This is a genomic window from Rhodococcus sp. PvP016 (assembly GCF_017832185.1).
Lineage (GTDB): Bacteria > Actinomycetota > Actinomycetes > Mycobacteriales > Mycobacteriaceae > Rhodococcoides.
This window is the reverse complement of sequence record NZ_JAFIBH010000001.1, coordinates 2,506,926-2,531,002: the sequence shown is the minus strand read 5'-3', so window position 1 is coordinate 2,531,002 and position 24,077 is coordinate 2,506,926. Positions and strand designations below refer to the sequence as shown.

The window sequence follows — 24,077 nt, the reverse complement described above, 5'->3', positions numbered from 1 at the left end:
GCCGTCAGACGATTTGGCTGACCGAGACGGGCAGGCCCGGATCGGTCGCCGCCGTCAGCGGTGACGGCTCAGCCCCGGATGCGGCGATGTGCGCGCCGAGCGTGGCGATCATGACGCCGTTGTCGGTGCATCGACGCGGAGTGGGCACGCGCAACGTCACCCCGGCCGCAGCGCACCGCTCCTCGGCGAGCGATCGGATACGCGAGTTCGCAGTGGCACCGCCGCCCAGGACGAGAGTGCCGATCCCCCGGTCGGTCACGGCGCGCAGCGCCTTCATCGTCAGGACATCGGCGACGGCCTCCTGGAACGACGCGGCCACGTCGGCCACCACGATCGGACGGCCGGCACGCTGCGCCGACTCGACGTGGCGAGCCACCGCGGTCTTGAGGCCGGAGAACGAGAAGTCGTAGCGCGAGTCGCGCGGTCCGGTCATGCCCCGAGGAAATGCGACGGCGCGCGGGTCACCCTCCGCGGCGAGCGCGTCGAGCACGGGACCGCCGGGATACCCGAGTCCGAGGAGCCGGGCGACTTTGTCGAAGGCCTCTCCCGCCGCATCGTCGACGGTGCTGCCCAGTTCGACGATCGGTTCGGCGAGGGAGGACACCTCGAGCAGGTGCGTGTGTCCGCCCGAGACCAGCAGCGCGACGCACTCCGGCATCGGGCCGTGCTCGAGCGTGTCCACCGCGACGTGACCACCGAGATGATTGACCGCGTAGAACGGCACGTTCCACGCCGCCGCGTAGGCCTTCGCCGCCGCGACACCGACGAGGAGCGCACCGGCGAGGCCGGGTCCGATGGTGACGGCGACAGCGTCCGGGCGACGAATGCCCGCCTGCGTCAATGCTCGTCGCATAGTGGGGACGATCGCCTCGAGGTGCGCGCGCGATGCGATCTCGGGGACGACACCACCGAAGCGGGCGTGCTCGTCGACACTGGACGCGACCTCGTCGGCGAGCATCTCGCACGTGCCGGTGCCCGACGCGTCTCCCGTGTAGCGGACGATGCCGACACCCGTCTCGTCGCACGAACTCTCGATACCCATGACGATCACGGGTGACCACCTCTCGTAGTCGGGGCGGGCCTGGTCATGGTGTACGCGTCCGCACCGCTGGGCTGGTAGTAACGGCGGCGCGTCCCGACGATGTCGAAGCCCGCCCGGCGGTACAACTCGATGGCCGGCTCGTTGTCGGTGCGCACCTCCAGGAACACCGGACCGCCGTGCAGGTCCGCCTCGTGCAGCAACGCGTCGAGCAGTGCCCTGCCGACGCCGCGACGCTGCGCGGCGGGATCGACGCCGATGGTGTGGACCTCGGACTCGGTGTCGTCGCCCTTGCCCAGCAACGCGATCCCGGCGTACCCGACGGCCCGCCGGTCGTCCTCGCGCACGACGAAGTACCGCACGTGCGGGCCTCGCAGTTCGTCGACGAACGCCGATGCGGGCCAGGGGCCGTCGGTGGGGAACAGCACGGCCTCGAGCTCCGCGCACCGGTCCGCGTCCTCGACGCGCATCGGTTCGACCGAGCCGATCATGCGCGGGTCTTCGCCGCTCGATCGGCCGTCGCCACCGCGTCGGGACGCCGGAGATACTGCGGCACCAGCGCCGTCGGCTCCGCGCCGGAGCGCAGCGCCTGCACGGCCACGGCGACGAGGCATTCCGGGGACGGGCTCTCGACCGGTTCCACGGGGAGGTCCACCAGATCGACGTGCAGTGCCGATCCGGCCACCACCGTGGACTCCCCCACGACGATGTCCGCGGCGGGCGAGACGAACGGTCCGGCCACGCGCTCGGCGCCGCGGAACCGTGCCCAGTACACCTCCCGGCGACGCGCATCCGTGACGACGAGGACCTCGCGATCACCGGGCACGGCCGCGGCGATGGCGTCGAGACTGCCGACACCGTGCACCGGGATGCCGAGAGCGTCACCGAAGGCGGCTCCGGTCGCCATGCCCACGCGCAGGCCGGTGAACGGCCCGGGTCCGGTGCCGACGACGACGGCGGACAGGTCGTCCGCGGTGATGCCGGCGTCGGCGAGGCACTCGAGGATGTGTGGGGTGAGAACTTCGGCGTGCTTACGGGCGTCGACGGTGACGCGCGTCGCGAGGGGCTGCGGGCCGGTGTCGTCGAGCCGCACCACCCCGGCCGTCACGGCGGGAGTGGAAGTGTCCACGGCGAGTATCAGCACGGGGATCCAGATTACCCGTGCTCACCCGATCCACTGCCACGTGGCGGTACGGACGTCGGACTCCGGCTCGCGCCGCAGCCGGATCAGCAGGTGCCGGTCGGCGAGTGCCTCCGCGATGCCCTCGCCCCACTCCACGACGACGACGGAGTCCGCCAGCTCGGTGTCGAGGTCGAGGGCGTCGAGCTCGTCCATCGCCGAGGCGCCGGTTCCGAGCCCCAGCCGGTAGGCGTCGACGTGCACGAGCCCGGGGCCGGTGTCCCCGCCGGCGCGGTGGGTGCGCGCGATCATGAACGTCGGCGAGCTCACGCGGCCGAGCACACCGAGTCCGCGAGCGAGACCCTTCGTCAGCGTCGTCTTGCCGGCGCCGAGGGGGCCGTCGAGCACCACGACGTCGCCCGCTTCGAGCTCCGCGGCGAGGCGCTCGCCCAGGTGCTCGGTGTCCTCGGCAGTCGAGAGGACGGCCTGCCCCTCGTCAGCCAACGGTTCGCCTCGTCGGTTCGGCTCGGACCCGTCCGTCGCGAGCGCGCTGCACCAGACGGTCCAGGGCGTCGTTCACCTCGTCGGGGAACTCGAGCTGCACCAGGTGACCGGCGCGGCGGACCCGCACCATCTCGGCGTGTGGGAGCGCGTCGGCCAGCTGCTCCGACTTGTCGAACGGGATGACCCAGTCGTCGTCGCCGCACAGCACCAGCGTCGCCGTGTCCGCGATGACGGGCAGCGCCTCCAGTTCGTCGTGCAGCTCGAGCGCCTGGAGGAAGTTGACCATCGTCACCACCGAGGTGTCGTGGATCATCTGCTCGGCGAACGCCTCGAGGGCGGGACTGACCTCGGTGCCGAACGACGCCGCGCGCAGCACCGGGGCGATGACTCCGCGCACGACGCCGCGGCCGAACTGGACCGCACCCGGAGCGGTCCGCACCGCGAGCCGGAACGCGTCGACGGCCGGGTTCTGGAGATTGCGTCCGAGACCGGTACGCGCGAGACCCGCTGCGGTGGTGGACATCAGCGCCACGCCGACCACCCGCTCGGCCACCGCGTCGGGGAACTGGCGCGTGGCCGCGAGCACCGACATGCCCCCCATCGAGTGGCCCACCAGCACCAGCGGCCCACGCGGCGCGACCGCCCGGATCACGTCGGCGAGATCGATGCCGAGGCGGGCGATGTCGCACTCGTCCGGCGAGACGTCGCCGGATCTGCCGTGACCGCGCTGGTCGTAGAACACCATCCGCACGTCGTCGCCCCACCGGCGGGCGAGCTCGCGGCGCTGGTAGTGCCAGCACTCCATGCGCAGGCAGTACCCGTGCACGAACACCACGGTCAGCGGCGCCTCGAGTGGACCGACCTCGCGCACCGCCAGCGGCACACCGTCTCCGCTGGCGACGACGCACCCGCGATCGAACTCCATCGACTCGAAGTCCTCGCGCCGGCCGGTGTCGGGCACCGGCGGGCCCACCCGCCGCCGCACCGCGGTGATGCCGGCCACGGCGGCCACTGCCGCGATACTCGCTGCGCCTCCGGCCATTCCGGCGAGACGGGCGCTGATCACGAGACCCCTCCGGCGAACGTCCGTCGTACTCGACCGCGGATGCCGGTCACCACCTCGTAGTTGATCGTGTCGAGCGTCTCCGCCCAGTCCTGGGCCGTGGGCTCCCCGTGGTCGCCCGGTCCGAAGAGGTACGCGGTGTCCCCCTCGGCGACGTCGGGACGGCCGGGGCCGAGGTCGACGACGATCTGGTCCATGCACACCCGGCCGACCGCCGGATACCGCACGCCGTGGATCGACACCTCGTACCGGTTCTTCAGGGCGCGCGTGATGCCGTCGGCGTAACCCACGGGCAGCAACGCCACCGTCGTGTCGACGGGAGCGATCCACTCGTGACCGTAGGAGACGCCGTCGCCGGCAGCCACCCGCTTGAGCAGGACCACCGTGGCGCGCAGGGTCATCACGGGGCGCAGTCCGAACCATCCGAGATCGGGCGCCGGCGACAGGCCGTACAGCGCGATGCCCGGTCGGACCAGGTCGTAGGCCAGGTCGGGGCGGGTCAGAGCGCCGGCGGAATTGGCGATGTGCCGCACCTCGGGTGCCACTCCCGCTCGGGCCATCGCGTCCGCGGCGGTGTCGAAGCGTTCCTTCTGCCGGTCGTTGATCGGATCGCCGGGCACGTCCGCGTCGACCAGATGGGAGAACAGGCCGCGCACGCGCAGTGCGCCTCCACGCTGCTCCGCGACCAGGGCGTCGACGGCCGCGTCGAACTCGTCCGCCCCCACGCCGTTGCGATTCATGCCGGTGTCGACCTTGAGGGACACCACGGCGGGACGGCCGACACGGCGTGCGGCGTCGGCGACCTCCGCGATCTGACGGGGCGAGGACACGCCGATCTCGACGTCCGAGTCGATCAGTCCCGTGAAGTCGGTGCCGGGGGCGTGCAACCAGCACAGCACCGGCGCCGTGATGCCCGCAGTGCGCAGTGCGAGCGCCTCCGCCGCCGTGGCGACACCGAGTTCACGAGCACCGGCCGCGAGCGCCGCCCGAGCGACCTCCACTCCGCCGTGGTTGTAGCCGTCCGCCTTGACGACGGCCATCACCGCAGCATCGCCGGCGTGCTCGATCAGGATGCGCGTGTTGTGCGCGACGGCGTCCAGATCGATCAGCGCCTCGGCCTGCGGGCGAGAAGTCGGAGCCGGTGCGACCGGACTCGTCGGCACCTCCTGCGCGCTGTTCACCGACGTCATTCTGCCATCGACACCCCGCACCGACGTGCGGTGGCGGGTGTCAGGCCCGTGCGCGGAGGTCGCCGACCGCGTCGGGAACGGCGCGGAGCAGCGGTGAGGCGGAGATGGGGGCAGCGGTACGCCGACCTCGATCGGTGGCGGCGAGCGCAGCCGCCCGCGAGTGCGCGCGAGCGCCCATGACCGCGGCGGTACGGGCCGGTACGCCCGCCGCGAGCAGCGCTCCGATCATGCCGGACAGCACGTCGCCGGACCCGGCCGTCGAGGACCAGGACGATCCCGCATCGTCGACGGAGACGGTGCCGTCGGGATCCGCGATGACCGTCGCTCGCCCCTTGAGCAGCACCGTCACGTTCCAGTCGGCCGCGAGGGCGCGGACGGACCGGACGCGATCGGGCCCGGGCGCGGACCCGGTGAGTCGCTCGAACTCTCCCGCGTGCGGTGTCAGCACGGTCGCGGAGGATCGTCCGCGCAGCAGCTCGGGTCGCTGCGACAGCACGGTCAGTCCATCGGCGTCGACGAGGACCGGGACGTCGGACTCCAGGACGGAGCGCAGCCGGTCGGCCGCATCGTCGTCGGTGCCGAAGCCGGGCCCGACCACCCAGGCCTGCACGCGTCCAGCCTCGTCGAACGAACGGGCGGTGACCACCTCCGGGTAGTGATGCACCACCTCGGCGCCGCCGTGCCCGACGTAGCGGACCATGCCGGACGTCGCTGCCACCGCAGCGCCCGTGCACAGCACGCCCGCGCCGGGATACTTCTCGCTGCCCGCCATGATGCCGGTGACGCCCTGGGAGTACTTGTCGTCCGCGGGTCCGGGTACCGGCCACGCGCGGCCCACCTCGCCGTCGTCGGGAGAGGTGATCGTCGCGGCGTCCGGATCGAGGCCGATGTCGATCAGGTGCAGCTCGCCGCACCGCGCGCTCGCGAGCACGTGCACCGGCTTGTAGGCGCCGAACGCCACCGTCACGGCGGCACGTACGGCGGGACCGTCGACGGCGCCCGTGTCCGGGTCGACACCCGACGGCAGGTCCGCAGCCACGACGGGGGCGGTGAGTCCGTCGACGATCGCGGCCGCGTCCGGTCGGAGCGATCCCCGCGCGGACAGGCCGACGATGCCGTCGATCACCAGATCGGGGTCGCCGGCGCGCGTCACGACACGTCCCGCGGCGGCCCGGAACGCCGCCAGTGCGGCGGGATGGGCGCGATCGGGGCGGAGCAGAAGTGCCTCCACGGCGACGCCGCGCCCGCGTAGTTCGGCACCGGCGAACAATGCGTCGCCGCCGTTGTCCCCCGATCCGGCGAGAACGAGCACCCGTCTGCCGACCACTCCGCCGGTGCGGACCCGGAGCTCACGAGCGACGACCGTCGCCAATCCGTGGGCCGCGCGGCGCATCGCCGCGTACTCGGGCAGTCGGGCCAGCAGCGGGGCTTCCGCCGCTCGCACCTCGTCGGCGGTGTGGAAGTGGCGCATGCGTCCCACGGTAGCGCCGACCGGCCACGATGCACGGCAGGTCTACCGTGGGAATCATGGCTCGCCTGACAACACTCGCGGCGACGATCGGAGTCACTGCCGCACTGGCACTGTCACTCACGTCGTGCACCGAGGACGCCCCCGCCGCCGAACGTCCGACCGGACCGAACGTCGTCACGGTCGCCGCGATGGCCTACTCCCCCGCCAGTGTCACCATCTCGCCCGGCGACACCGTCACGTGGTTCTTCGACGACACCGGTGTCGCGCACAACGTGATCGGCATCGACGCGGCGTCGCGTCTGCTGCACAGCCCGATGATCTCGTCGGGTCAGTTCAGCCAGACGTTCGACGACCCCGGCACGTACCCGTACTTCTGCTCGGTGCACCCGAACATGACGGGCACCGTCATCGTCCGAGAGACCTGATCACTCGACGGTGACCGACTTAGCCAGGTTGCGCGGCTTGTCCACGTCGTAGCCGCGCGCCTGCGCGACCTCGGCGGCGAACACCTGCAGCGGCACCGTCGACAACAGCGGCTGCAGCAGTGACGGCGCTGCCGGGATCTCGATGAGGTGATCGGCGAACGGCCGCACCGTCTCGTCGCCCTCCTCGGCGATCACGACGGTCCGGGCGCCGCGAGCCTGGATCTCACGAATGTTGCTGAGCATCTTCGAGTGCAGCACCGCTCGGCCCTTCGGCGACGGCATCACGATGATCACCGGCAGGTCGTCTTCGATGAGCGCGATCGGACCGTGCTTGAGCTCGCCGGCGGCGAAGCCCTCGGCGTGCATGTATGCGAGCTCCTTGAGCTTGAGCGCACCCTCGAGAGCTACCGGATAGCCGACGTGGCGACCGAGGAACAGCACGGTCGGTGACGACGCCAGCTCTCGGGCCAGGGCGCGCACGGGCTCGACCGTCTCGAGCACCTTCTTCACCAGCGCAGGCATGGCCTCGAGATCCGCGTACTCCCGCGCGACCTCGTCCGGGTACTTGGTACCGCGAGCCTGCGCCAACGCCAGACCGACCAGGTAGTTGGCCGTCACCTGGGCGAGGAAGGCCTTGGTCGACGCGACGCCGATCTCCGGTCCCGCCCGCGTGTAGAGCACCGCATCGGCCTCGCGCGGGATCTGGGAACCGTTGGTGTTGCAGACGGCCAGGACTCGGGCCTTCTGCTCCTTCGCGTGCCGGACCGCTTCCAGCGTGTCGGCGGTCTCGCCCGATTGGGAGATGGCCACCACCAGCGTCGAGCGGTCGAGAACCGGATCGCGATAACGGAATTCACTGGCCAGCTCCACCTCCACGGGGAGTCGGGTCCAGTGTTCGATCGCGTACTTCGCCAGCAGCCCCGAGTGATACGCGCTGCCGCACGCGACGACGAACACCTTGTCGACGTCGCGCAGCTCCTGATCCGACAGTCGCTGCTCGTCGAGGACGATGCGGCCGTCGGTGAAGTGTCCGAGGAGGGTGTCGGCCACCGCCGCGGGCTGCTCCTGGATCTCCTTCAACATGAAGTAGTCGTGGCCGCCCTTCTCGGCGGCGGCGAGGTCCCAGTCGATACGGAACGGACGCCCCTCGGCCTCGGACCCGTCGAAGTTCATGACGTCGTAGCCGTCGGCCGTGATCACCACGACCTGGTCCTGCCCGAGCTCGACCGCGTCGCGCGTGTGCTCGATGAAAGCGGCGACGTCGGACCCGACGAACATCTCGCCCTCGCCGACGCCGACGACCAACGGGGTGGAACGACGGGCCGCGACGATGGTGCCGGGGTGATCGACGTGGGTGAACACGAGCGTGAAGGCGCCTTCGAGGCGCTGCAGCACCGCGAGGGCGCTCTGGACGAAGTCTCCGGCCGTGGGGCCGTCGTCGTAGGCGGCGGCGACCAGGTGGACGGCCACCTCGGTGTCGGTGTCCGACTGGAAATCCACGCCGGCGTTCTCGAGCTCGGCGCGCAGCGGAGCGAAGTTCTCGATGATGCCGTTGTGCACGACGGCGACGCGGTCGGCGCGGTCGCGATGCGGGTGGGCGTTGCGATCGGTGGGCCGTCCGTGGGTGGCCCACCGGGTGTGGCCGATTCCGCTGGTGCCGACGAAGGTGTCCCGCCCGAGTTCGTCCAGTTCGGCCTCGAGATTGGCCAGCTTTCCGGCCTTGCGCTCGACGGCCATTCCCCCGGATCCGTCCAGGACGGCGATGCCGGCCGAGTCGTATCCGCGGTACTCCATCCGGCGCAACGCCTCCACCACCACCGGTAGGGCTCGACGATGTCCGACGTACCCGACGATTCCGCACATGGGACGACAGCCTACTTCGGCGCGGACGGCGCTCCGGCCGCCCGCACGTCGACGGCATCGCGAAACGCCGCGTCGACTACGGTCAGTGCTGTGCCGAAGACGCAGAAGTTGGTCGCCGACCTGACCAAGCGGGGTCCTCATCGTGTGCTGCGCGGTGACCTCGCTCTCGCGGGCCTGCCCGGTGTGATCTACACGCCCAGTGAGGGCACGGGCCTGCCGGCGATCGCCTTCGCGCACGGCTGGATGACCGGCGCCTCCCATTACGACTCGACGCTGCGGCATCTCGCGTCGTGGGGCATCGTCGTCGTCGCGCCGAACACGCAGCGCGGACCGGTGCCCTCCCACAGCGCCCTGGCGCAGGATCTCCTCGTCGCGCTCGACGTGTGCACCGGCATCCGTCTGGGCACCGGCGACATCAGCGTGCACCCCGCCAAGCTCGGCCTGGTGGGCCACTCGATGGGTGCCGGCGCCGCGGTGATCGCCGCGGCTCAGCGATCGGACGTCGCCGCTCTCGGTGCGCTCTATCCGGCGCCCACCTCCCCGCGCGCCCTGTCGCCCGGGATCGCCGACGCGGTCACGGCGCCCGCTCTGGTTCTCGGCAGTCCGTCCGAACTGAACTCCCTCACCGCCGAGCCCGTGGCGCTCGCCGATGCGCTCGGTGGCCCCACCCTGCTCCGCGTGATCGACAAGTCGGAGGGTGACGGCATGGTCGAGGGCCGGAAGCTGCTCAGCTTCCTCGGCGTCGGCAACGCCCAGCCGAAGACTCGGCGCTCGGTGCAGGCTCTGCTCACCGGCTTCCTCCTGCACCGCCTCGCGGGCGACGACACGTACTCCGACTTCTCCGATCCCGACGCCGTCGTCAAGGGCACCGAGGTGGTCGACCCGAACGCGCCGACCGCGGACGCCCCCAAGAAGGTCAGCGCGATCCGTCAGCTGAGCCACCTCGCCGGTCGCTGAGGCGCCGCCGGCGGAGCCTCGTCGCCGGCCACTGCCTCTGTGGCCGATCGCAGGATCACTCCCGCGCGACGCGGCACCACCCGCACGGCCTCCGAGCGCTGCCGAGCCTCCTGGTCGATGGCCGCGAGACGGGTCCGCACACGCCGCGTCGCCCGCCGGTGTTCCCGCACGACGGCATCGATGATGTCCGCGGTGTTCTGCGAGTTCACAGCGGACCGGCTTCCGCGAGCTCGGGTCGAGCCGGCTCGCCGGATGCTGCGGCCTCACCGCTCGGCTCTGCGTCCGGTTGCGGCACTGCGGGTTCCGCGGTATCGCCGGATTCCGCAGCAACGGGAATGCAGTCCGGTGGTGCGACCACCGGCTGCTCGACCACCGGCTGCTCGACCACCGGGGGCTCGACGACCGGGGTCGCCGGATCCGCTGCCTCCGGTTCGACTGCCTCGTCATCCAGCGCTTCCCGTTCCGCAGTGTTCGGGGCCTCGGACGACGGCTCTGTCGGCTGTTCCGATTCCGGCGCCGCCTCGTCCATCACCTCGGTGAGAACGGGCAGTCCGAGAGGACCTGCAGCGAGAGCGAAGTGACGGGACTCCCCCGCCGCGTCGTGGGTACGGATGTCCACTGCCCCGTCCGCGCCGAGGGCGACACTCACCCCGCGACCGTCGAGCTCCGCCTCGAGGTGACCGCGCTCGACGTCCCCGGTAGGCGCGGTCGACGCCGCCTCCGGTGCCCTCGGCGCCTCGGCGGGCGGTGGTTCGCACGGCACCGCGGTCGCCACCACCTCGGTCACCGCGTCCCGCACCGCCCGTCCGATCAGGTCGGCGAGTGGCGAGCGATCCTCGACGGGAGCGACAGGCAGCGTCGTCGGCGGCTCCGCGACCACGGGAGAGGGCGCGACGGCGACCGACGACGGCTGTGGTGCGGCGGCCGGCACCGACGCGGGCGCGGTGGCTGCAACCGGCGCGGTGCCTTCCGGCGCCACACAGTCGCACGTGTCGTCCTCGACGGACCGGTGACCACTCGGCCACGGCGAGTCGTCGATGTCCGCCGCGGCGGCGCAGAGTGCCGCGTAGACCTCCGACACCGCGGTCTCCGTCGAGGCGCACAGCTCCTCGAACGCGGCCACCCGCTCGGTCATCGCCGGCACGAACACGGTGTCCAACCACTCTCGGCATCGGGCCGCGACCGGTTCGAGGACCTCGGCCTGCCGCCTGCCGGGATCCGACGCGGACAGCAGCATCGCCTCGAGACCCGGGAACACCGAGGCCAGCGTCCGCACCGCGTCCGGTGCGGACGGACCTCCGGCGCCGGCGATGGTGGCCGCGACCTGCGCTGCGTCGCGGCCGTCCACCTGGTCGGCGCGGAACGCGGAGGCGGCGATCGACTTGTCCTCGACGATCGCGTGCAACCCCGTCGACGCGGAGGCCATCGCTGATCCGATCGCCTCGAGCTGATCGGCGTGGCCGGCGGACCTTGCGCACTGCCGTCGAAGGATGTCGAGCGCGGCGTCGGCGGCATCTCCCGACCAGGCCTCCCCCAGGGCGTCCGCTGCGGCGGACTGTCGACCGATCTCCACGCGCGCGTCGGCCGCCGCGGCACGGAGGCGGTCCGCGTCCGCCCGGAGGGCCTCGGTATCGAGTCCGCGTTGCTCGTCGTAGCGAGCGCAGAGAGCGACGTGGGAGGTACTCATCGGTGCACCGCTCGCACCGACCATCGGGAGGAACGTCTCGAAGAACGTCAGGCCCTCGCTCCCGAGGTCCAGCAGACCGTCGATCGTGGGCGGCACCGGTGCGGTCACCGATCACCTCGTTGTGCCGGCACGCCCGGCGCCGCGACGCGCAGGGCGGTGACATCGTCGAGCGACACCGAGCCCTCGATCGATGCCCGGAGGGCGGCCGACGTCGCAGCGGTGGCCTCGGACCAGGAGCGCAGGCCCTCCGACAGCCGCCCGAGTCTGTCCTGCAGGACGGCGGCCTCCGCACGGTGGTTCCGGCCCGCCGACTCGACACCGAACAGACCGCCGACACCGCGCTCGGCGGACACTCCTACGGCGCTCGCGGACTCCTCGAGGGCCGTGATCGCCTCTCGAGCCGCCCCCTCGTCCAGCGCCGTTCCGCCTGGCGACCTTCCACTGCTCATGTCTTCCCCTCCCGAGTGATCCCACGACAGCGCGACCCTCACGGATCAGACGCATCACCGCGCCCGTGCGTTCCCGGCGAAACGGCAGCCGTCGGTCGGCACAACCGGTAGGACCGGTAACCTCCGATTTCACAGGTGAGTAACACACACTTCGGCGATCAGGGAGCCCCATGCGCATCGGTATGCAGTTGAACTACTCGGGCGGATTCAGCGAGACGGTCGAGGAGGTCGGGGCTCTGGAGAGGGCGGGAATGGACATCGTGTTCATCCCCGAGGCGTACTCGTTCGATGCCGTGAGCCAGATCGGCTTCCTCGCCGCGAAGACGTCCACCATCGAACTGGCGTCGGGAATCTTTCAGATCTACACCCGCACACCGTCGCTGCTGGCCATGACCGCCGCCGGCCTCGACTTCGTCTCCGGTGGCCGCTTCGTCATGGGTATCGGCGCGTCCGGCCCCCAGGTCATCGAGGGCTTCCACGGCGTCAAGTACGACGCCCCGCTCGGCCGCACCCGCGAGATCATCGAGATCTGCCGCCAGGTGTGGCGCCGCGAGAAGGTGCAGTTCGAGGGCAAGTACTACCAGATTCCCCTGCCCGCCGATCAGGGCACGGGTCTGGGCAAGCCCCTCAAGCTCATCAATCATCCTGTGCGAGCTGACATTCCGATCGTCATCGCGTCACTCGGACCCAAGAACGTCGCGCTCACAGCCGAGTTGGCCCAGGGCTGGGAGCCCATTTTCTTCCATCCGGAGAAGGCCGAGTCGGTGTGGGGCGAGTCGCTCGCGGCAGGCAAGGCGAAGCGCGACCCGTCACTGGGTGAGCTGGACGTGTACGCCAGCCCTGCCGTGGCCATCGGCGACGACGCCGACCAGTTCCTGCCGTGGATCAAGCCCCAGTTGGCCCTCTACATCGGCGGCATGGGCGCCAAGGGCAAGAACTTCTACAACGACCTCGCGGTGCGGTACGGCTACGAGGAGGAGGCCGAGAAGATCCAGGATCTGTACCTGGCCGGCAAGAAGGAGGAGGCCGCGGCCGCCGTTCCGGACGAGCTGGTCCGGTCGATCTCGCTGATCGGCACCGAGAGCTACGTCAAGGAACGCCTCGCCGCCTTCAAGTCCGCGGGCGTGACCACCCTGAACATCCACCCCATCGCGGCCGATACCGCGGGCCGGGTGGGCCAGGTGGAGCAGCTCAAGGCCCTCATCGGCTGACGGGCCGAGACGTCAGCCGACGGCGCCGACCACATCTGCGATGTGGTCGGCGAGTCGGCGAGCGGTGTCTGCGGTGTCCGCCTCCACCATCACGCGGACGAGCTGCTCGGTTCCCGAGGGACGCAACAACACTCGACCCTCTCGTCCGAGCTCGTCCTCCGCACGGGTCACCGCGTCCTGCACCAGCGGAGCCGACGTCGCGGCGGACTTGTCCTGCACGGGCACGTTGATCAGCACCTGGGGCAGCGTGCGCATGACGGACGCGAGGTCCTCGAGGGTGCGTCCCGTCTCGGCCATCCTGGCCATGATCTGCAGGCCCGTCAGCACGCCGTCACCGGTGGTGCCGAATGCGGGCAGGACGATGTGCCCCGACTGCTCACCGCCGAGTCCGTAGTTGCCGGCGCGCAGTTCCTCGAGAACGTAGCGATCGCCGACAGAGGTGGTGCGCACCGTGATTCCGGCGTCACGCATCGCGATGTGCAGTCCGAGGTTGCTCATGACGGTGGCGATCAGCGTGTCGTCGGGAAGCTCACCGCGCTGGTGCATCGCGATCGCAAGGATCGCCATGATGGCGTCCCCGTCGACCACGGCGCCGTTCGCGTCGACCGCGAGACAGCGGTCCGCGTCGCCGTCGTGGGCGAGTCCGAGGTCGGCGCCGTGCTCGACGACGGCCTTCTGCACCACGTCGAGGTGGGTGGACCCGCATCCGTCGTTGATGTTCAGGCCGTCCGGGTCGGCGTTGATGGCGATCACCGTCGCGCCCGCGGCGCGGTAGGCGTCCGGGGCGGCGGTCGAGGCGGCTCCGTGAGCGCAGTCGACGACGACGGTGATGCCGTCGAGGCGACGGGTGACGATGGTCGCGAGGTGGCTCTCGTAGCGGGCGAGGGCGTCCGGGGCCTGTCGCACGCGGCCGATGGCGGCACCGACAGGGCCGGTGGCGGGCGCGTCGAGCAACGCTTCGATGCGGTCTTCCTGGTCGTCGTCCAACTTGTGGCCGCCGGCCGCGAAGAACTTGATGCCGTTGTCGGGCATCGCGTTGTGCGATGCGGAGATCATGACGCCGAGCTGCGCGTCGTTGTCGTCGGTCAAGTAGGCCAGGGCCGGGGTGGGGACGACACCGACCGTGAGGACGTCGACTCCGGCCGAGGACAGTCCGGCCACGATCGCGGCTTCGAGCATCTCGCCGCTCGCGCGCGGGTCCCGTCCGACCACGGCCAGGGGGCGGGTGGTCGACGAGTCGACCACACCGAGCACTGCTGCGGCGGCACGGCCGAGTCGTAGCGCGAGGTCTGCCGTCACCTCCTCGTTCGCCAGTCCCCGAACTCCGTCGGTACCGAACAACCGGGCCATGACAGTTACCTCTTCCGAGCAGGTGGAGCGAATGCAGGTGCCGTGACACGAAGCAGGCGCCCGCGGCGGTCCGAGGACCAGCCGGAGCGCCTGCTTCTCCAGAAGAGCTGAGATCAGCGCTTCGAGTACTGCGATGCCTTACGAGCCTTCTTCAGGCCGTACTTCTTGCGCTCCACGGCACGCGGGTCACGCGTGAGGAAGCCGGCCTTCTTGAGGGCGGGGCGATCGTCCGGGGTGACCTCGATGAGGGCACGAGCGATGGCGAGACGCAGGGCGCCTGCCTGGCCGGACGGGCCGCCACCGTGCAGGAGGGCGACGATGTCGAAGCCGTCCGCACGCTCGACGGTGACGAACGGGGACTTGATGAGCTGCTGGTGCACCTTGTTGGGGAAGTAGTCCTCGAGGGTGCGGCCGTTGAGCTTGAAGTCGCCCGAGCCGGGGGTCATGCGCACGCGCACGACGGCTTCCTTACGACGACCGACCGTGGTGACGGGGCGATCGATGTAGATGGCGGGACGAGCGGCAGCCTCGATGTCGGCGACGACCTCGGGCTCCTCGACGGAGACGAACTCGTCGGCGATCTCGACGGAGTCACCGATGGGGACGGTCTCTTCGGCCGTCTCGGTCACGACGTTCTCTTCGGGAGCGGTCACTGGGACACCTGCTTGATCTCGTACGGGACGGGCTGCTGAGCCGTGTGGGGGTGATCGGGACCTGCGTAGACCTTGAGCTTGCCGGCGATCTGGTTGCCGAGCTTGGTCTTGGGGATCATGCCCTTGATGGCCTTCTCCACGACGCGGTCGGGGTTCTTGTCCAGAACCTCACCGATGCTGCGCGCGCGGAGACCGCCCGGGAAGCCCGAGTGGTGGTAGTGGAACTTGTCGGTCCGCTTGTTGCCGCTGATCGCGACCTTCTCAGCGTTGATGACGATGACGAAGTCTCCGCCGTCGAGGTTGGGGGAATACGTGGGCTTGTGCTTGCCACGCAGCAGAGTTGCTGCCTGGACTGCGAGGCGGCCGAGAACGACGTCGGTGGCGTCGATCACGTGCCAGGTCCGGGTGACATCCCCGGCCTTTTGGCTGTACGTGGACACAGAACTTCCTTGTCTCATCGCTGATGGTGCTGGCCAGGCGCGTGGTCGATCGTCTCGGCGGCCAGTGGAGACCCGAGGGATCGGTATCGGTCGTGCATGACGACTCGATGTACCGAACGCCAACGGTGTACCTTACCGGCCCACGTACTGGCAGGTCAAAACCCCTCGGTCGAACCCTGCACGGTCACCGCCGGCGAGAGGTGCAGTCGATGCACCGGCGAGCAGTGGGCAGCGCCTCGAGGCGGGCGTCGGCGATCGCCCCGCCGCAGACCTCGCACTGTCCGTAGGTGCCGCGCTCGATTCGCATCTCCGCGTCGTCGAGTTCGCGCAGTTCTTCCCGGGCCTCTCGCGACATCGATGCGATGGCGGCGCGCTCGAAAGCGATGGTCGACCCCTCGGGATCGTGTTCGTCGTCGTCGGTGGTCCACCGCGACCCTTCGACGATGGCCTGGTGCTGTCGTGCCAGCGACACGATGCGGGCCTCGGTGAGCGCACGTTCCGCCGCGACCCTGCCACGGGCGATCGCCCGAGCCGCGTGGTCGCGGTCGCTCGGGTCGGTGACGGGCTGATCCGGCTGTGTCATGACGACGTCCAGTATCCGCCTCGCACCGACCGGAGTCGTACGGACCGTCGGAGGTGGGCAACCGGACACCCCCTGCGCCCCGGTTGCCCACCCCGTCCGTGATCAGGCGAACATTCCCCGGTTCGCCGCCTCGCGTGCCTGCATGTCGGCGTTACCCTGACCGACAGCACTGCCGACCGCCTCGAGGACCTGGTTGAGCTCGAGGGCGGCCGAGTCCCACTGGCGCTGCTTGTCCTGGTACGACTCCGACGCCGTGCCTTCCCATTCCGCCACCAGCGGCGAGATGACTTGGCGCAGTTCGTCGAGCTTGCTGTTCAGAGTGGCCTGCTTGGCGTCGATCTGAGCAGTGACCTGGTCGATGGCACCGAACACGTATCTCATGGTGAACGTCCTTCCTGACGTGAGTGATGGGCAGATCGAATGATCGGCGGGTCAGAGGTTGAGCGAACCGCCCGCGGCGGTGACGGTGCGCGTGTTGTCGTCGTCGGCAGCGCCGTAGGCGGTCCCGCTCGACTTGATGGCGTCCCCGATCGATCCCAACGCCAGTTGCAGCTTGTTCGCGCTGCCGTCCCAGCTGGTCATGACGTTCTGGAACGCGATCGCCGCCGCGCCTTCCCAACTCCCTCCGACCGCCTGGACGTCGCCACGCAGCTGGTCCAGCAGCGCCTTGATCTCGAGCGTCAGCTGGTCCACCTTCCCTGCGGTGACGTGCATCGTCTCGACGGTGGTCTTCATCTGCGACATGGTCTCTCGATCCCCCCTCGGTGTGATCCGGGCCGGTACCCGGAACTTCCCCTGCACCCTCTTCGACGCGACGACTCGGCGAACGGTTCCGTCTCCACCACCTCGTCAGCCGACGACGAGGGACGCGAGGACCGCGGTGCAGACCTCTGCCATCACGGGGTCCGCGGCGTCGGCGCTCTGGCAGCCGAGACTCGTCTGCTCCCCTGGTGACACGATCACCGTCCACGCGACCGTAGAGCCGTCGGACGCCTTCTCGGTGTAGACGAGCGCGGGACGGTCGGCGACGTCCGACCGTCGATCGAGCCCGCCGAGGCGATCGGGTGCGGCGTCGACCCCGGCCGACAGGGTGGCCTGCACGTCGGGTAGTCCGACTCCCGCACCGAGTTCGCGGACCACCATCACCAGTCGCATGCCGGCGGGTGTGTCGGGACGGATCTCGACCCGCTCCGTACCCGGCTCGACATGCCACCCCACCGGCACGGTCAGGTGTGTTCCCGCGACCGAGAAGTCGGTTCCGGCGGGAGCAGTCGAGGTCGTCGTCGCAGCGGTCGACGTGGTGGTGGGGTCGGTGTACCGGGTGGGCCCGGCAGGGACCATGGACGGCTCCGCGGCGCGTGGTCGCTCCGTCGCAGGCGCGGGCGACCGTCCGCTGGTCAGTGCCGCGACCCCGAGACTGACGCACACCAGCGTGGTCGCCACCGCCGCCACCAGGATCGGGCGTCGGGTCGTGCGCCGACGGTCCACGGCCGCTGCGGCGGCTCGTTCGGCCAGCCACGCGCCCGTTCTGCCGGGCGTCGGCTCGGCCGGCGCGGACGGTGTGGACGGTATGGACGGTGTGACGGGCGGAAGTGGAAAGGGACTCGCGCTCGCGCTGGGGACCACGGCTGCCGCCATCTCCTCGTCGTCCACCGTCACCACCGTCAGGTCGCTCATCTCCTCAATTACGGCCCGCGGCAGGGTGTCACCCGCGCCGTGGACGACGAGTCGACAGGCCGCCGCGGCGGCCAGCGCACCGTCCACCGCGGCACGAGTGCGGGACACCGTGAGCGCACCGTCCCCTCCGATCGTGGGCTCGGTCAGGACGCAGTCCACGACGTCGCTGCTGATGACCGTGCTCACCACTGTCGACACCGTGGTGCGATGCGGAGTGCGATCCAGAACGACTGTGCGGCAGCGTGTTCCTCCGCACGGGCAGGGGCGGGCCGACTGCGCCGCGTCTCGTGCGACGAGCGCCGACGACACGAGGAGGACGTCGCGCGCGAGGGGTCGTGCGGCCGCGGTGAGGACGCTGCAGCGCACGGCCCCCCAGTGCGGTGGGTGCACCAGCACGAGGTCGTGGTCCCCGCCGTGCACACCCGCATGGTGCAGGGCGTCGGTGAACATGTCGGACACCATCGTCGACACCTCGACCTCCTGTCCGTCGGCGAGGGTGACGACGCGGTCGTCGATGTGGCCGAGGACGTCCACGGACGCGGAACCGTCTGCGGGAGTTCTCGACAGCACCCCGAACCGTGAACACCACACCGCGTCCACGGTCGTGACGAGCCCGACGGGCGACGTCACTGCTCGTCCGGTGCGGTCTCGCACAGCGCGATCTGCACCAGTGCCGACGTTCCGCGTCCGACCAGCACACCGCGTCCGGGTGGGAGTTCGGTCGGACGGACGGAGCCGAGCAGGACACCCTCCTCTCGGCTCCCGCTCATCACCAGTCCCGGTGATGCCAGATCCTTGAGCCTCGCCAGGACCGGTTCGTACAGCGCCCGAGCGGATCCGCCGCACCGACGTGCGACGACGAGGTGCAGACCGACGTCCCGCGCCTGCGACAACAGTTCCAGCAGTTCGGTCAGCGGGTTTCCGTGCGGCGTGACGACCAGGTCGTAGTCGTCGACGACCACGACGATCTCGGGTCCGGTCCACCAGGATCGCGCAGCAAGTTCGCGACGAGTGGTGTCCGGTCCCGGACGGCGGGCACGCAGGTACGTCGCGAGTTCGGCGACCATCGTCGTGGCCTGTTCGACCGTGGACGCGTGACCGGCGAGCCGATCGGACGGGATGTCGCCGAGCAGGGTTCGCCGGTAGTCGACGGCGAGGATTCTCAGCGACGCGGCGTCGTTTGCCGACGCGAGCGACCGGCACATCGATCGCAGCAGACTGGTCTTCCCGCAGCCCGAATCGCCGAGGACGAGAAGGTGCGGATGCTCGGCCAGATCGAGAACGACCGGCGCGAGATCGTTCTCGTCGACACCCACCGGGACGGTGCCGACGAACGTCCCCGAGGCGGACGGTGGCCACCACGCCGACACGGACGACAGAAGGTCGTCGCGCTCGAGTCGCCGCGGTAGCAGTCGCACCGGCGGCGTCGGTGCGTCACCCCGCCACCGGTGGACCGACTCGGCGATCGCGCGGTCGGTCCCGTGACCGAGATCGTCCGTGTCGGCTGTGCCGTCGACGCGCGGAAGCGCGACGAGCAGATGCAATCCGTCCGGGGTGATGCCTCGACCGGGTCGACGCGTCGGGACGTGCATCGCCCGCGCTCTGCCGATGTCCGAGTCCGACGGATCACCCATGCGCAGTTCGAGTCTCGTGGTGACGGCATCCTTCACCACGGGACGGAGCTCGGCCCACCGACTCGCGGCGAGGACGACGTGCACCCCGTACGACAGTCCGCTCGACACCAGCTGGTGCAGGGACGGTTCGAGAGCCTCGAACTCGGCTCTGATCGTGCTCCACCCGTCGACGACCAGAACGATGTCCGGCAACTGCGGTGCACCGTCGCCGTCCGATTCTCGCCTCCGCCGTACGTCGGCCATCGACCGGATCTCGCCGGTGCGGAACGACTCCTCGCGGCGTCGAACGGTTCCGACCACGTCGGCGACGATGCGTCGCACGGCGTCCGCTTCCGAGCGGACCGCGACGGATCCGACGTGGGGCAGGCCGACCAGACGTCCGACGGATCCACCGCCGAAGTCCAGGACGTGGAACTGCACGTGGTGCGGGGAGTACCGCAGAGCCAGATCGAGGACGAGCGTGCACAGCGCGGTGGACTTGCCGGACTGCGGCCCACCGACGACCGCGACGTGCCCGGACGCACCGGTGAGGTCGAGTTCGAGTGCGTCGCGCCGCTGGTCGTACGGCCGGTCGACGAGTGCGACCACGGCGCGCAGTGACCCCGCCGCGTCGGGCCGGTCGCCGTCGAGTGCCGTGTCCGGTGACACCGAGTCGAGTGTGACGGGCCGGTCGAGCGGCGGTAGCCACACGCGGTGTGCGGGACGCCCGTGACCGCGCACCCGCGCGACGACGGCGGAGAGGACTGTTCCGCCGTCCGACGACTCGGACGGAGACGGTGGTTCGCCCGCCGGTTCGAGGACGGTCTCGTCGAGCAGCGGCACCGGTGCCGCAGTGAAGAGACGGGGCACGGTCGAGCCGACTCCGACCGAGGATGCCGCCGGCCCGTCGCTCCGCTCACGGGGACCCGAGACGTACATCGCGGTGAAGCGCACCAGCTCACTGGAGTCCGTTCTGAGGAATCCCACTCCCGGACCCCCGGTCACGTGATGCGCGTCGGCGACACCCAGTACCGATCGAGATTCGGAGGCCGAGAACGTCTTCAGGCCGATGCGGTAGGAGAGGTGGCTGTCGAGTCCGCGCAGCCGACCCTCGTCGAGCCGCTGGCTCGCCAGCAACAGATGGATGTGCAGCGAGCGTCCGAGTCGGCCGATCGCCACGAAGAGTTCGGCGAACTCCGGGAACCGGGTCAGCAGTTCGGAGAACTCGTCGACGACGACGAAGAGCGCCGGAAGAGGCGCGAGTGCGGCACCACCCTCGCGCGCACGGGTGTAGTCGGAGACGTTCGCGTAATTGCCGGCGGCTCTGAGCAGTTCCTGCCGTCGAGTCATCTCGCCCGCGAGCGCGTCGCGCATCCGCTCGACCATCTGCGCTTCCTCGGACAGATTGGTGATGACGGCCGCGACGTGAGGCGCCGATTCCAGTCCGAGGAACGTGGCCCCACCCTTGAAGTCGACCAGGACGAGATTCAGGACATCGGGCGGGTGCGTCGCGACGAGTCCGAGCACCAGGGTCCGCAACAGTTCCGACTTTCCCGATCCCGTGGCGCCGATACAAAGTCCGTGCGGTCCCATACCCCCCTCGGCGGCCTCCTTGAGGTCGAGCTCGACGACGCGACCGTCGTCGTCGAGTCCGAACGGGACACGCAGTCTCGACCGCCCGGACCGGGAGGACCAGGCGACGCTGGGGTCGAGACTGTCGGGAGACGTCATGCCGGGCAGGTGTTCCCATGCTCGGACGCGCGGGCCACCCTCCGCCCGCACGACGGTGTCGGCCGTCCGGAATCGAGCGAGTCCCCGCGCCACGACGGCGGCGGTGACGACGTCCACACCGTCCGCGGTACCGAACATCTCGACTCCGGCCGCGCTCCGTGCGCCGAGCGCCGGCCCGTCTGCGCCGTCGCCGACGACCAGGACGAGTGTGCGATCCGCGGCGCCGTCCCGGCCCACACCGGACACGGTCAGGACCGTCACGTCCTCGCCCCTCGTCACGGTCTCCCACGCCTCGGCATGCTCGACACCGTCCTCGACACCGCGATCCACGACGACGATGCGATGGGGCCGCGTACCGGACGACGAGTCTGCCGCCGGGACGGCGAGGTCCCGCGCTGCCTCCGCCGACGATCCGAAGGTCAGCCGCCGTCGCCCGCCACCGTCCGACGTCGTCTCGTCCCCGTGGTGCGGCAACCACTTCGTCCAGTCCCACGTGGCCGCGGTGCGGTCGTCCACGACGACGACCACAGAGAGGTCGTCCGGTCCGTGAAAGGTGCATGCCTGCAATACCATCGAGCGTACGAGCGCTCGCGCCGACTCGACGGGGCCGTCGACACCGATCTGAGAGAAGGCGCGCAACGAGACCGCGGTGGGAAGGTCCGACACGATGGAATGGGCCCGGACGAACGAGCGCAGGAGGGCGGCCGACACCGGCTCGAGGCCCTCGGGCGGACCCGTGTCCGGTGTGACGAGACGAGTGGCGAGTCGTTGGTCGCCCACGCCCACCCGCAGATGGACGAAGTCGTCGTCGGTCGACCGCCTCTCCCACATGCGCGAGGTTCCGGCGAACGAGGACAGCATCGACGGATCAGGATGGGAGAAGGCCAATGCCTCGTGCTGCGCCGACGCCGTCGACCGGACTCGCTCGCGCATCCCACCGAGATACGTCAGATAGTCCTTGCGCGATTCGTCGAGCTCGGCCGTCCGGGGCCCGCCACCGCGGCCTCCCCCGGCGAACATCCCGAGCATGGACACCACCATCATGGCCGGGAAGAGCAGCGTCATCGGGTTGGCGGCCGCGCCCGACGTGATCATGAGGGCCACCATGCCGACCATCGCGACCACCATGACCAGCGGCAGCATCTTCAGGAGCGGGTTCCCCGGAACCACCCGCGGAATCTCCGGCGGCGGCTCCATCTCGACGGTGCCGCCCGGCACCCGCGGCGCGTCCTCACGCGGCGATCGACCCTGGACCACCCGCGTGTCCACCGCCGTCGCGTACTCGCCCTCACGTCCGACCACCACGTCCACCCCCCAGTGGCTCGCCACCCCGTTCGGCGAGTCGGGTCAGACCGTAACGCCGGACGCCGACGACCGGGAGGGAAGACGACGAGGGTTGTGGACGAACCCTCGTGCCTGTGCATATCGCGAGGCGATGTCACCGAACTGACCTATAGTGCTCGCACGACCCGCGGTGCGACCGCGAGAAGAAGTTCGGGGGGACTTTCGATGACCATCGCGCCGACCGCTGCGCCGATGTCCACGACGCGCGAATCCGCGGTACGCCGGATCGACTCGGCGATCCTGCGCATCACCGTGATCACGGGGGACGTCGAGGTGGACGTCTCGGTACCCGGCGGAGTCGCCGTCGCCGCGACGGTGCCCGCGCTGACGGCGCTGATCGACGAGCGCGCCGGCTCGGAATCTCCGCCGGGCCCACGGTCGCTCTCCACCATGGTGGGAGTGCCTCTCGACGCACGTCTCTCATTGCTGGACAACGGCGTTCGGGACGGCGACGTCCTGGTTCTCCACCGTGGACGAGAGTCGTCACCGCCGGTCTTCGACGATCTGACGGAGGCGGTGGCCGTCCTCGGCAACGGCCGCTCGTGGACCCGGTCCGACTCGGTCGTCGCAGCCACCGTCGTGTCGTCGGCGGCCCTGGCGGCCGCGGGATGGACCGCGACGAGAACGAGCGGAGTCCCTGCGGCGGCGAGTCTCGCCGTCCTCGCGCTGCTCACCGTCGTGGCCGCGTGTGTGTGCACCGCGGCGCGCGTCCCCTCGGCCCTGAGCTTCGGGCTCAGGTCCGCCGGGTGTCTCCTCGCGTTCGCCGCGGGCACGATGCTCGTTCCCGGCCAGGATGCCGCGGCCGACGCGGTGCTCGGGTTCGCGCTGAGCGCGGCGGCCTCCGTCGTCACCTCGATGATCGCCGCCCGCGAGGGTCGCGCCACGTTCACCGCGGTGTCGACGGTGAGCCTCGTGGGCGCCGTCGCCGCTGCTGTCGAGGCGCTGAGCGACGTGCCCACCGTGACGATCGCGGCGATCACCGCCGGAGTGTGCACCCTGGCGCTCACCCGCGCCCCTCGACTGTCGGCCGCACGAGCCGGAATACGCCTTCCCCCGGTGCCACTCGCCGATGCCGGCGCTCGTCTCGACCATCCGGGACACGAGGGACCGCCGACGCGGCCGTCGGAGGCCGCCCTCGTCGCCGCACACGAATCCGCACTCGCCGACGTCGGTGTCGTCGCGGAACGAGCTCGCACGGCTCAGCAGTACCTCACCGGCTACACCACGGGGTTGTCCCTGCTCGCCTCGGTGGGAGCGATCGTCGTGGCCACGCACGACATCGCCGCGACCGTCGATCCCGGCAGACTCGCTACCGCTGCCGCGATCGCCCTCGTTCTGTGCTGCCGAGGCCGCGCGGGCGTCGATCGTCTGCGCTGCGCCGTCGCTGTCACCGCGGGTGTCGCGGCCGTCCTCGTCGTCCTCGCAGTCGGTGCGTCCACACGTCCCGACCTCTGGCCGTGGTGGACCGGGGCGGCGGTGACTGTCGGGGTCCTCGCGATCCTGATCGGTGTCGTCGCGCCCGGTCGGCGGTTCTCCCCCGTCGCGCGCCGGGCCGCTGAACTGGGCGAACTCGCCGTCGTGGTCTCGATCGTTCCCCTGGTCTGTCTCGTCGTCGGGGCGTACTCGGCAGCGCGTGGCCTGTGACGAGCCAGCGGCGACCAGGCAGGACGGCCGCATGTCTCGTCGCAGCCGTGGTCGTTCTGGCCG

23 protein-coding genes are annotated in these 24,077 nt (G+C 70.4%); 4 read left to right on the top strand and 19 right to left on the bottom strand.

Annotated elements, in window-relative coordinates; genetic code table 11:
* Positions 1–4 precede the first annotated feature (4 nt).
* The 7 genes from tsaD to JOE30_RS11905 are packed head-to-tail and all read right to left on the bottom strand — an operon-like array spanning position 5 to position 6,387.
* Entirely contained in the window at positions 5–1,051 is a 1,047-nt protein-coding gene (gene tsaD / locus JOE30_RS11930) for a tRNA (adenosine(37)-N6)-threonylcarbamoyltransferase complex transferase subunit TsaD (RefSeq protein ID WP_204866889.1), read from the bottom strand.
* Positions 1,048–1,530: a ribosomal protein S18-alanine N-acetyltransferase gene (gene rimI, locus JOE30_RS11925; protein WP_204866888.1), complete on the bottom strand. Its 483-nt coding sequence runs from the start codon at positions 1,528–1,530 to the stop codon at positions 1,048–1,050. Before rimI ends, tsaD begins: the two co-directional genes overlap by 4 nt.
* Positions 1,527–2,183: a tRNA (adenosine(37)-N6)-threonylcarbamoyltransferase complex dimerization subunit type 1 TsaB gene (gene tsaB, locus JOE30_RS11920; protein WP_204866887.1), complete on the bottom strand. Its 657-nt coding sequence runs from the start codon at positions 2,181–2,183 to the stop codon at positions 1,527–1,529. Before tsaB ends, rimI begins: the two co-directional genes overlap by 4 nt.
* Before the next feature lie 21 nt (positions 2,184–2,204).
* Positions 2,205–2,663, bottom strand: coding sequence for a tRNA (adenosine(37)-N6)-threonylcarbamoyltransferase complex ATPase subunit type 1 TsaE (gene tsaE / locus JOE30_RS11915; RefSeq protein WP_204866886.1), 459 nt, complete (start codon positions 2,661–2,663; stop codon positions 2,205–2,207).
* Positions 2,656–3,705 carry an alpha/beta fold hydrolase gene (locus tag JOE30_RS11910; RefSeq protein WP_239532669.1) on the bottom strand — a complete coding sequence of 350 codons (1,050 nt, stop codon included), beginning with the start codon at positions 3,703–3,705 and terminating at the stop codon, positions 2,656–2,658. Before JOE30_RS11910 ends, tsaE begins: the two co-directional genes overlap by 8 nt.
* A gap of 20 nt (positions 3,706–3,725) precedes the next feature.
* Positions 3,726–4,907: an alanine racemase gene (alr, locus tag JOE30_RS21330; RefSeq protein WP_371831665.1), complete on the bottom strand. Its 1,182-nt coding sequence runs from the start codon at positions 4,905–4,907 to the stop codon at positions 3,726–3,728.
* A 49-nt stretch (positions 4,908–4,956) separates the two neighbouring features.
* Positions 4,957–6,387 (bottom strand): NAD(P)H-hydrate dehydratase, encoded by a 1,431-nt coding sequence (locus tag JOE30_RS11905; protein WP_204866884.1) that lies wholly within the window; start codon positions 6,385–6,387, stop codon positions 4,957–4,959.
* Positions 6,388–6,443: 56 nt separating this feature from the next.
* Between JOE30_RS11905 and JOE30_RS11900 the strand changes: the two genes are divergently transcribed.
* On the top strand, positions 6,444–6,812 hold the full coding sequence (locus tag JOE30_RS11900; RefSeq protein ID WP_204866882.1) for a plastocyanin/azurin family copper-binding protein: 369 nt from the start codon (positions 6,444–6,446) through the stop codon (positions 6,810–6,812).
* Here JOE30_RS11900 and glmS read toward each other — a convergent pair whose 3' ends face one another.
* Entirely contained in the window at positions 6,813–8,675 is a 1,863-nt protein-coding gene (glmS, locus tag JOE30_RS11895) for a glutamine--fructose-6-phosphate transaminase (isomerizing) (RefSeq protein WP_204866880.1), read from the bottom strand.
* A 90-nt stretch (positions 8,676–8,765) separates the two neighbouring features.
* Here glmS and JOE30_RS11890 point away from each other — a divergent pair, with 90 nt between their 5' ends.
* A complete protein-coding gene (locus tag JOE30_RS11890; RefSeq protein WP_027503804.1) occupies positions 8,766–9,632 on the top strand; it encodes a dienelactone hydrolase family protein in 867 nt (288 codons plus the stop codon).
* Here JOE30_RS11890 and JOE30_RS11885 read toward each other — a convergent pair.
* Genes JOE30_RS11885 through JOE30_RS11875 form a run of 3 tightly spaced genes read right to left on the bottom strand, consistent with a single transcriptional unit; the run spans position 9,605 to position 11,768 of the window.
* Positions 9,605–9,841, bottom strand: a complete 237-nt coding sequence (locus JOE30_RS11885; RefSeq protein WP_204866877.1) for a hypothetical protein — start codon at positions 9,839–9,841, stop codon at positions 9,605–9,607. The two genes, JOE30_RS11890 and JOE30_RS11885, sit on opposite strands and share 28 nt — an antisense overlap.
* Positions 9,838–11,427 (bottom strand): hypothetical protein, encoded by a 1,590-nt coding sequence (locus JOE30_RS11880; RefSeq protein WP_204866876.1) that lies wholly within the window; start codon positions 11,425–11,427, stop codon positions 9,838–9,840. The genes JOE30_RS11885 and JOE30_RS11880 overlap by 4 nt, the downstream gene beginning before the upstream one ends.
* Positions 11,424–11,768, bottom strand: a complete 345-nt coding sequence (locus JOE30_RS11875; protein WP_204866875.1) for a hypothetical protein — start codon at positions 11,766–11,768, stop codon at positions 11,424–11,426. The genes JOE30_RS11880 and JOE30_RS11875 overlap by 4 nt, the downstream gene beginning before the upstream one ends.
* 170 nt (positions 11,769–11,938) lie before the next feature.
* Between JOE30_RS11875 and JOE30_RS11870 the strand changes: the two genes are divergently transcribed.
* On the top strand, positions 11,939–12,979 hold the full coding sequence (locus JOE30_RS11870) for an LLM class F420-dependent oxidoreductase (RefSeq protein ID WP_204866874.1): 1,041 nt from the start codon (positions 11,939–11,941) through the stop codon (positions 12,977–12,979).
* 12 nt (positions 12,980–12,991) lie between these two features.
* Here JOE30_RS11870 and glmM read toward each other — a convergent pair whose 3' ends face one another.
* From glmM to eccCa, 8 genes are all read right to left on the bottom strand, one after another.
* On the bottom strand, positions 12,992–14,329 hold the full coding sequence (gene glmM / locus JOE30_RS11865; protein ID WP_204866873.1) for a phosphoglucosamine mutase: 1,338 nt from the start codon (positions 14,327–14,329) through the stop codon (positions 12,992–12,994).
* Between the two features lie 113 nt (positions 14,330–14,442).
* Entirely contained in the window at positions 14,443–14,928 is a 486-nt protein-coding gene (gene rpsI, locus JOE30_RS11860; protein ID WP_371831715.1) for a 30S ribosomal protein S9, read from the bottom strand.
* A 50-nt stretch (positions 14,929–14,978) separates the two neighbouring features.
* Positions 14,979–15,422: a 50S ribosomal protein L13 gene (gene rplM / locus JOE30_RS11855; protein ID WP_027503810.1), complete on the bottom strand. Its 444-nt coding sequence runs from the start codon at positions 15,420–15,422 to the stop codon at positions 14,979–14,981.
* Between the two features lie 184 nt (positions 15,423–15,606).
* Entirely contained in the window at positions 15,607–16,005 is a 399-nt protein-coding gene (locus JOE30_RS11850) for a TraR/DksA C4-type zinc finger protein (protein WP_204866872.1), read from the bottom strand.
* Between the two features lie 102 nt (positions 16,006–16,107).
* Complete coding sequence (locus JOE30_RS11845; RefSeq protein WP_204866871.1) at positions 16,108–16,386, bottom strand: WXG100 family type VII secretion target; 279 nt, start codon at positions 16,384–16,386, stop codon at positions 16,108–16,110.
* Positions 16,387–16,437: 51 nt separating this feature from the next.
* The gene (locus tag JOE30_RS11840) at positions 16,438–16,740 is read right to left on the bottom strand and encodes a WXG100 family type VII secretion target (RefSeq protein ID WP_162246747.1); all 303 of its coding nucleotides are present in this window, start codon (positions 16,738–16,740) and stop codon (positions 16,438–16,440) included.
* 114 nt (positions 16,741–16,854) lie between these two features.
* Positions 16,855–18,312, bottom strand: coding sequence for a type VII secretion-associated protein (locus JOE30_RS21680; RefSeq protein ID WP_204866869.1), 1,458 nt, complete (start codon positions 18,310–18,312; stop codon positions 16,855–16,857).
* Complete coding sequence (gene eccCa / locus JOE30_RS11830; RefSeq protein WP_204870308.1) at positions 18,309–22,223, bottom strand: type VII secretion protein EccCa; 3,915 nt, start codon at positions 22,221–22,223, stop codon at positions 18,309–18,311. The genes JOE30_RS21680 and eccCa overlap by 4 nt, the downstream gene beginning before the upstream one ends.
* Before the next feature lie 312 nt (positions 22,224–22,535).
* On the opposite strand from eccCa, the gene eccD reads away from it, so the two are divergent.
* Positions 22,536–24,014, top strand: coding sequence for a type VII secretion integral membrane protein EccD (eccD, locus tag JOE30_RS11825; protein ID WP_204866867.1), 1,479 nt, complete (start codon positions 22,536–22,538; stop codon positions 24,012–24,014).
* Positions 24,015–24,077 lie beyond the last annotated feature (63 nt).

Excerpts from the sequence above, each read along its gene's own strand:
- JOE30_RS11870 (WP_204866874.1), top strand. The coding sequence starts at position 11,939 with ATGCGCATCGGTATGCAGTTGAACTACTCGGGCGGATTCAGCGAGACG.
- JOE30_RS11850 (WP_204866872.1), bottom strand. The coding sequence starts at position 16,005 with ATGACACAGCCGGATCAGCCCGTCACCGACCCGAGCGACCGCGACCAC.
- glmM (WP_204866873.1), bottom strand. The coding sequence starts at position 14,329 with ATGGCCCGGTTGTTCGGTACCGACGGAGTTCGGGGACTGGCGAACGAG.
- rimI (WP_204866888.1), bottom strand. The coding sequence starts at position 1,530 with ATGATCGGCTCGGTCGAACCGATGCGCGTCGAGGACGCGGACCGGTGC.
- JOE30_RS11900 (WP_204866882.1), top strand. The coding sequence starts at position 6,444 with ATGGCTCGCCTGACAACACTCGCGGCGACGATCGGAGTCACTGCCGCA.
- glmS (WP_204866880.1), bottom strand. The coding sequence starts at position 8,675 with ATGTGCGGAATCGTCGGGTACGTCGGACATCGTCGAGCCCTACCGGTG.
- eccD (WP_204866867.1), top strand. The coding sequence starts at position 22,536 with ATGACCATCGCGCCGACCGCTGCGCCGATGTCCACGACGCGCGAATCC.
- JOE30_RS11905 (WP_204866884.1), bottom strand. The coding sequence starts at position 6,387 with ATGCGCCACTTCCACACCGCCGACGAGGTGCGAGCGGCGGAAGCCCCG.
- JOE30_RS11875 (WP_204866875.1), bottom strand. The coding sequence starts at position 11,768 with ATGAGCAGTGGAAGGTCGCCAGGCGGAACGGCGCTGGACGAGGGGGCG.
- JOE30_RS11910 (WP_239532669.1), bottom strand. The coding sequence starts at position 3,705 with ATGGCCGGAGGCGCAGCGAGTATCGCGGCAGTGGCCGCCGTGGCCGGC.
- eccCa (WP_204870308.1), bottom strand. The coding sequence starts at position 22,223 with ATGGAGCCGCCGCCGGAGATTCCGCGGGTGGTTCCGGGGAACCCGCTC.
- JOE30_RS11845 (WP_204866871.1), bottom strand. The coding sequence starts at position 16,386 with ATGAGATACGTGTTCGGTGCCATCGACCAGGTCACTGCTCAGATCGAC.
- JOE30_RS11840 (WP_162246747.1), bottom strand. The coding sequence starts at position 16,740 with ATGAAGACCACCGTCGAGACGATGCACGTCACCGCAGGGAAGGTGGAC.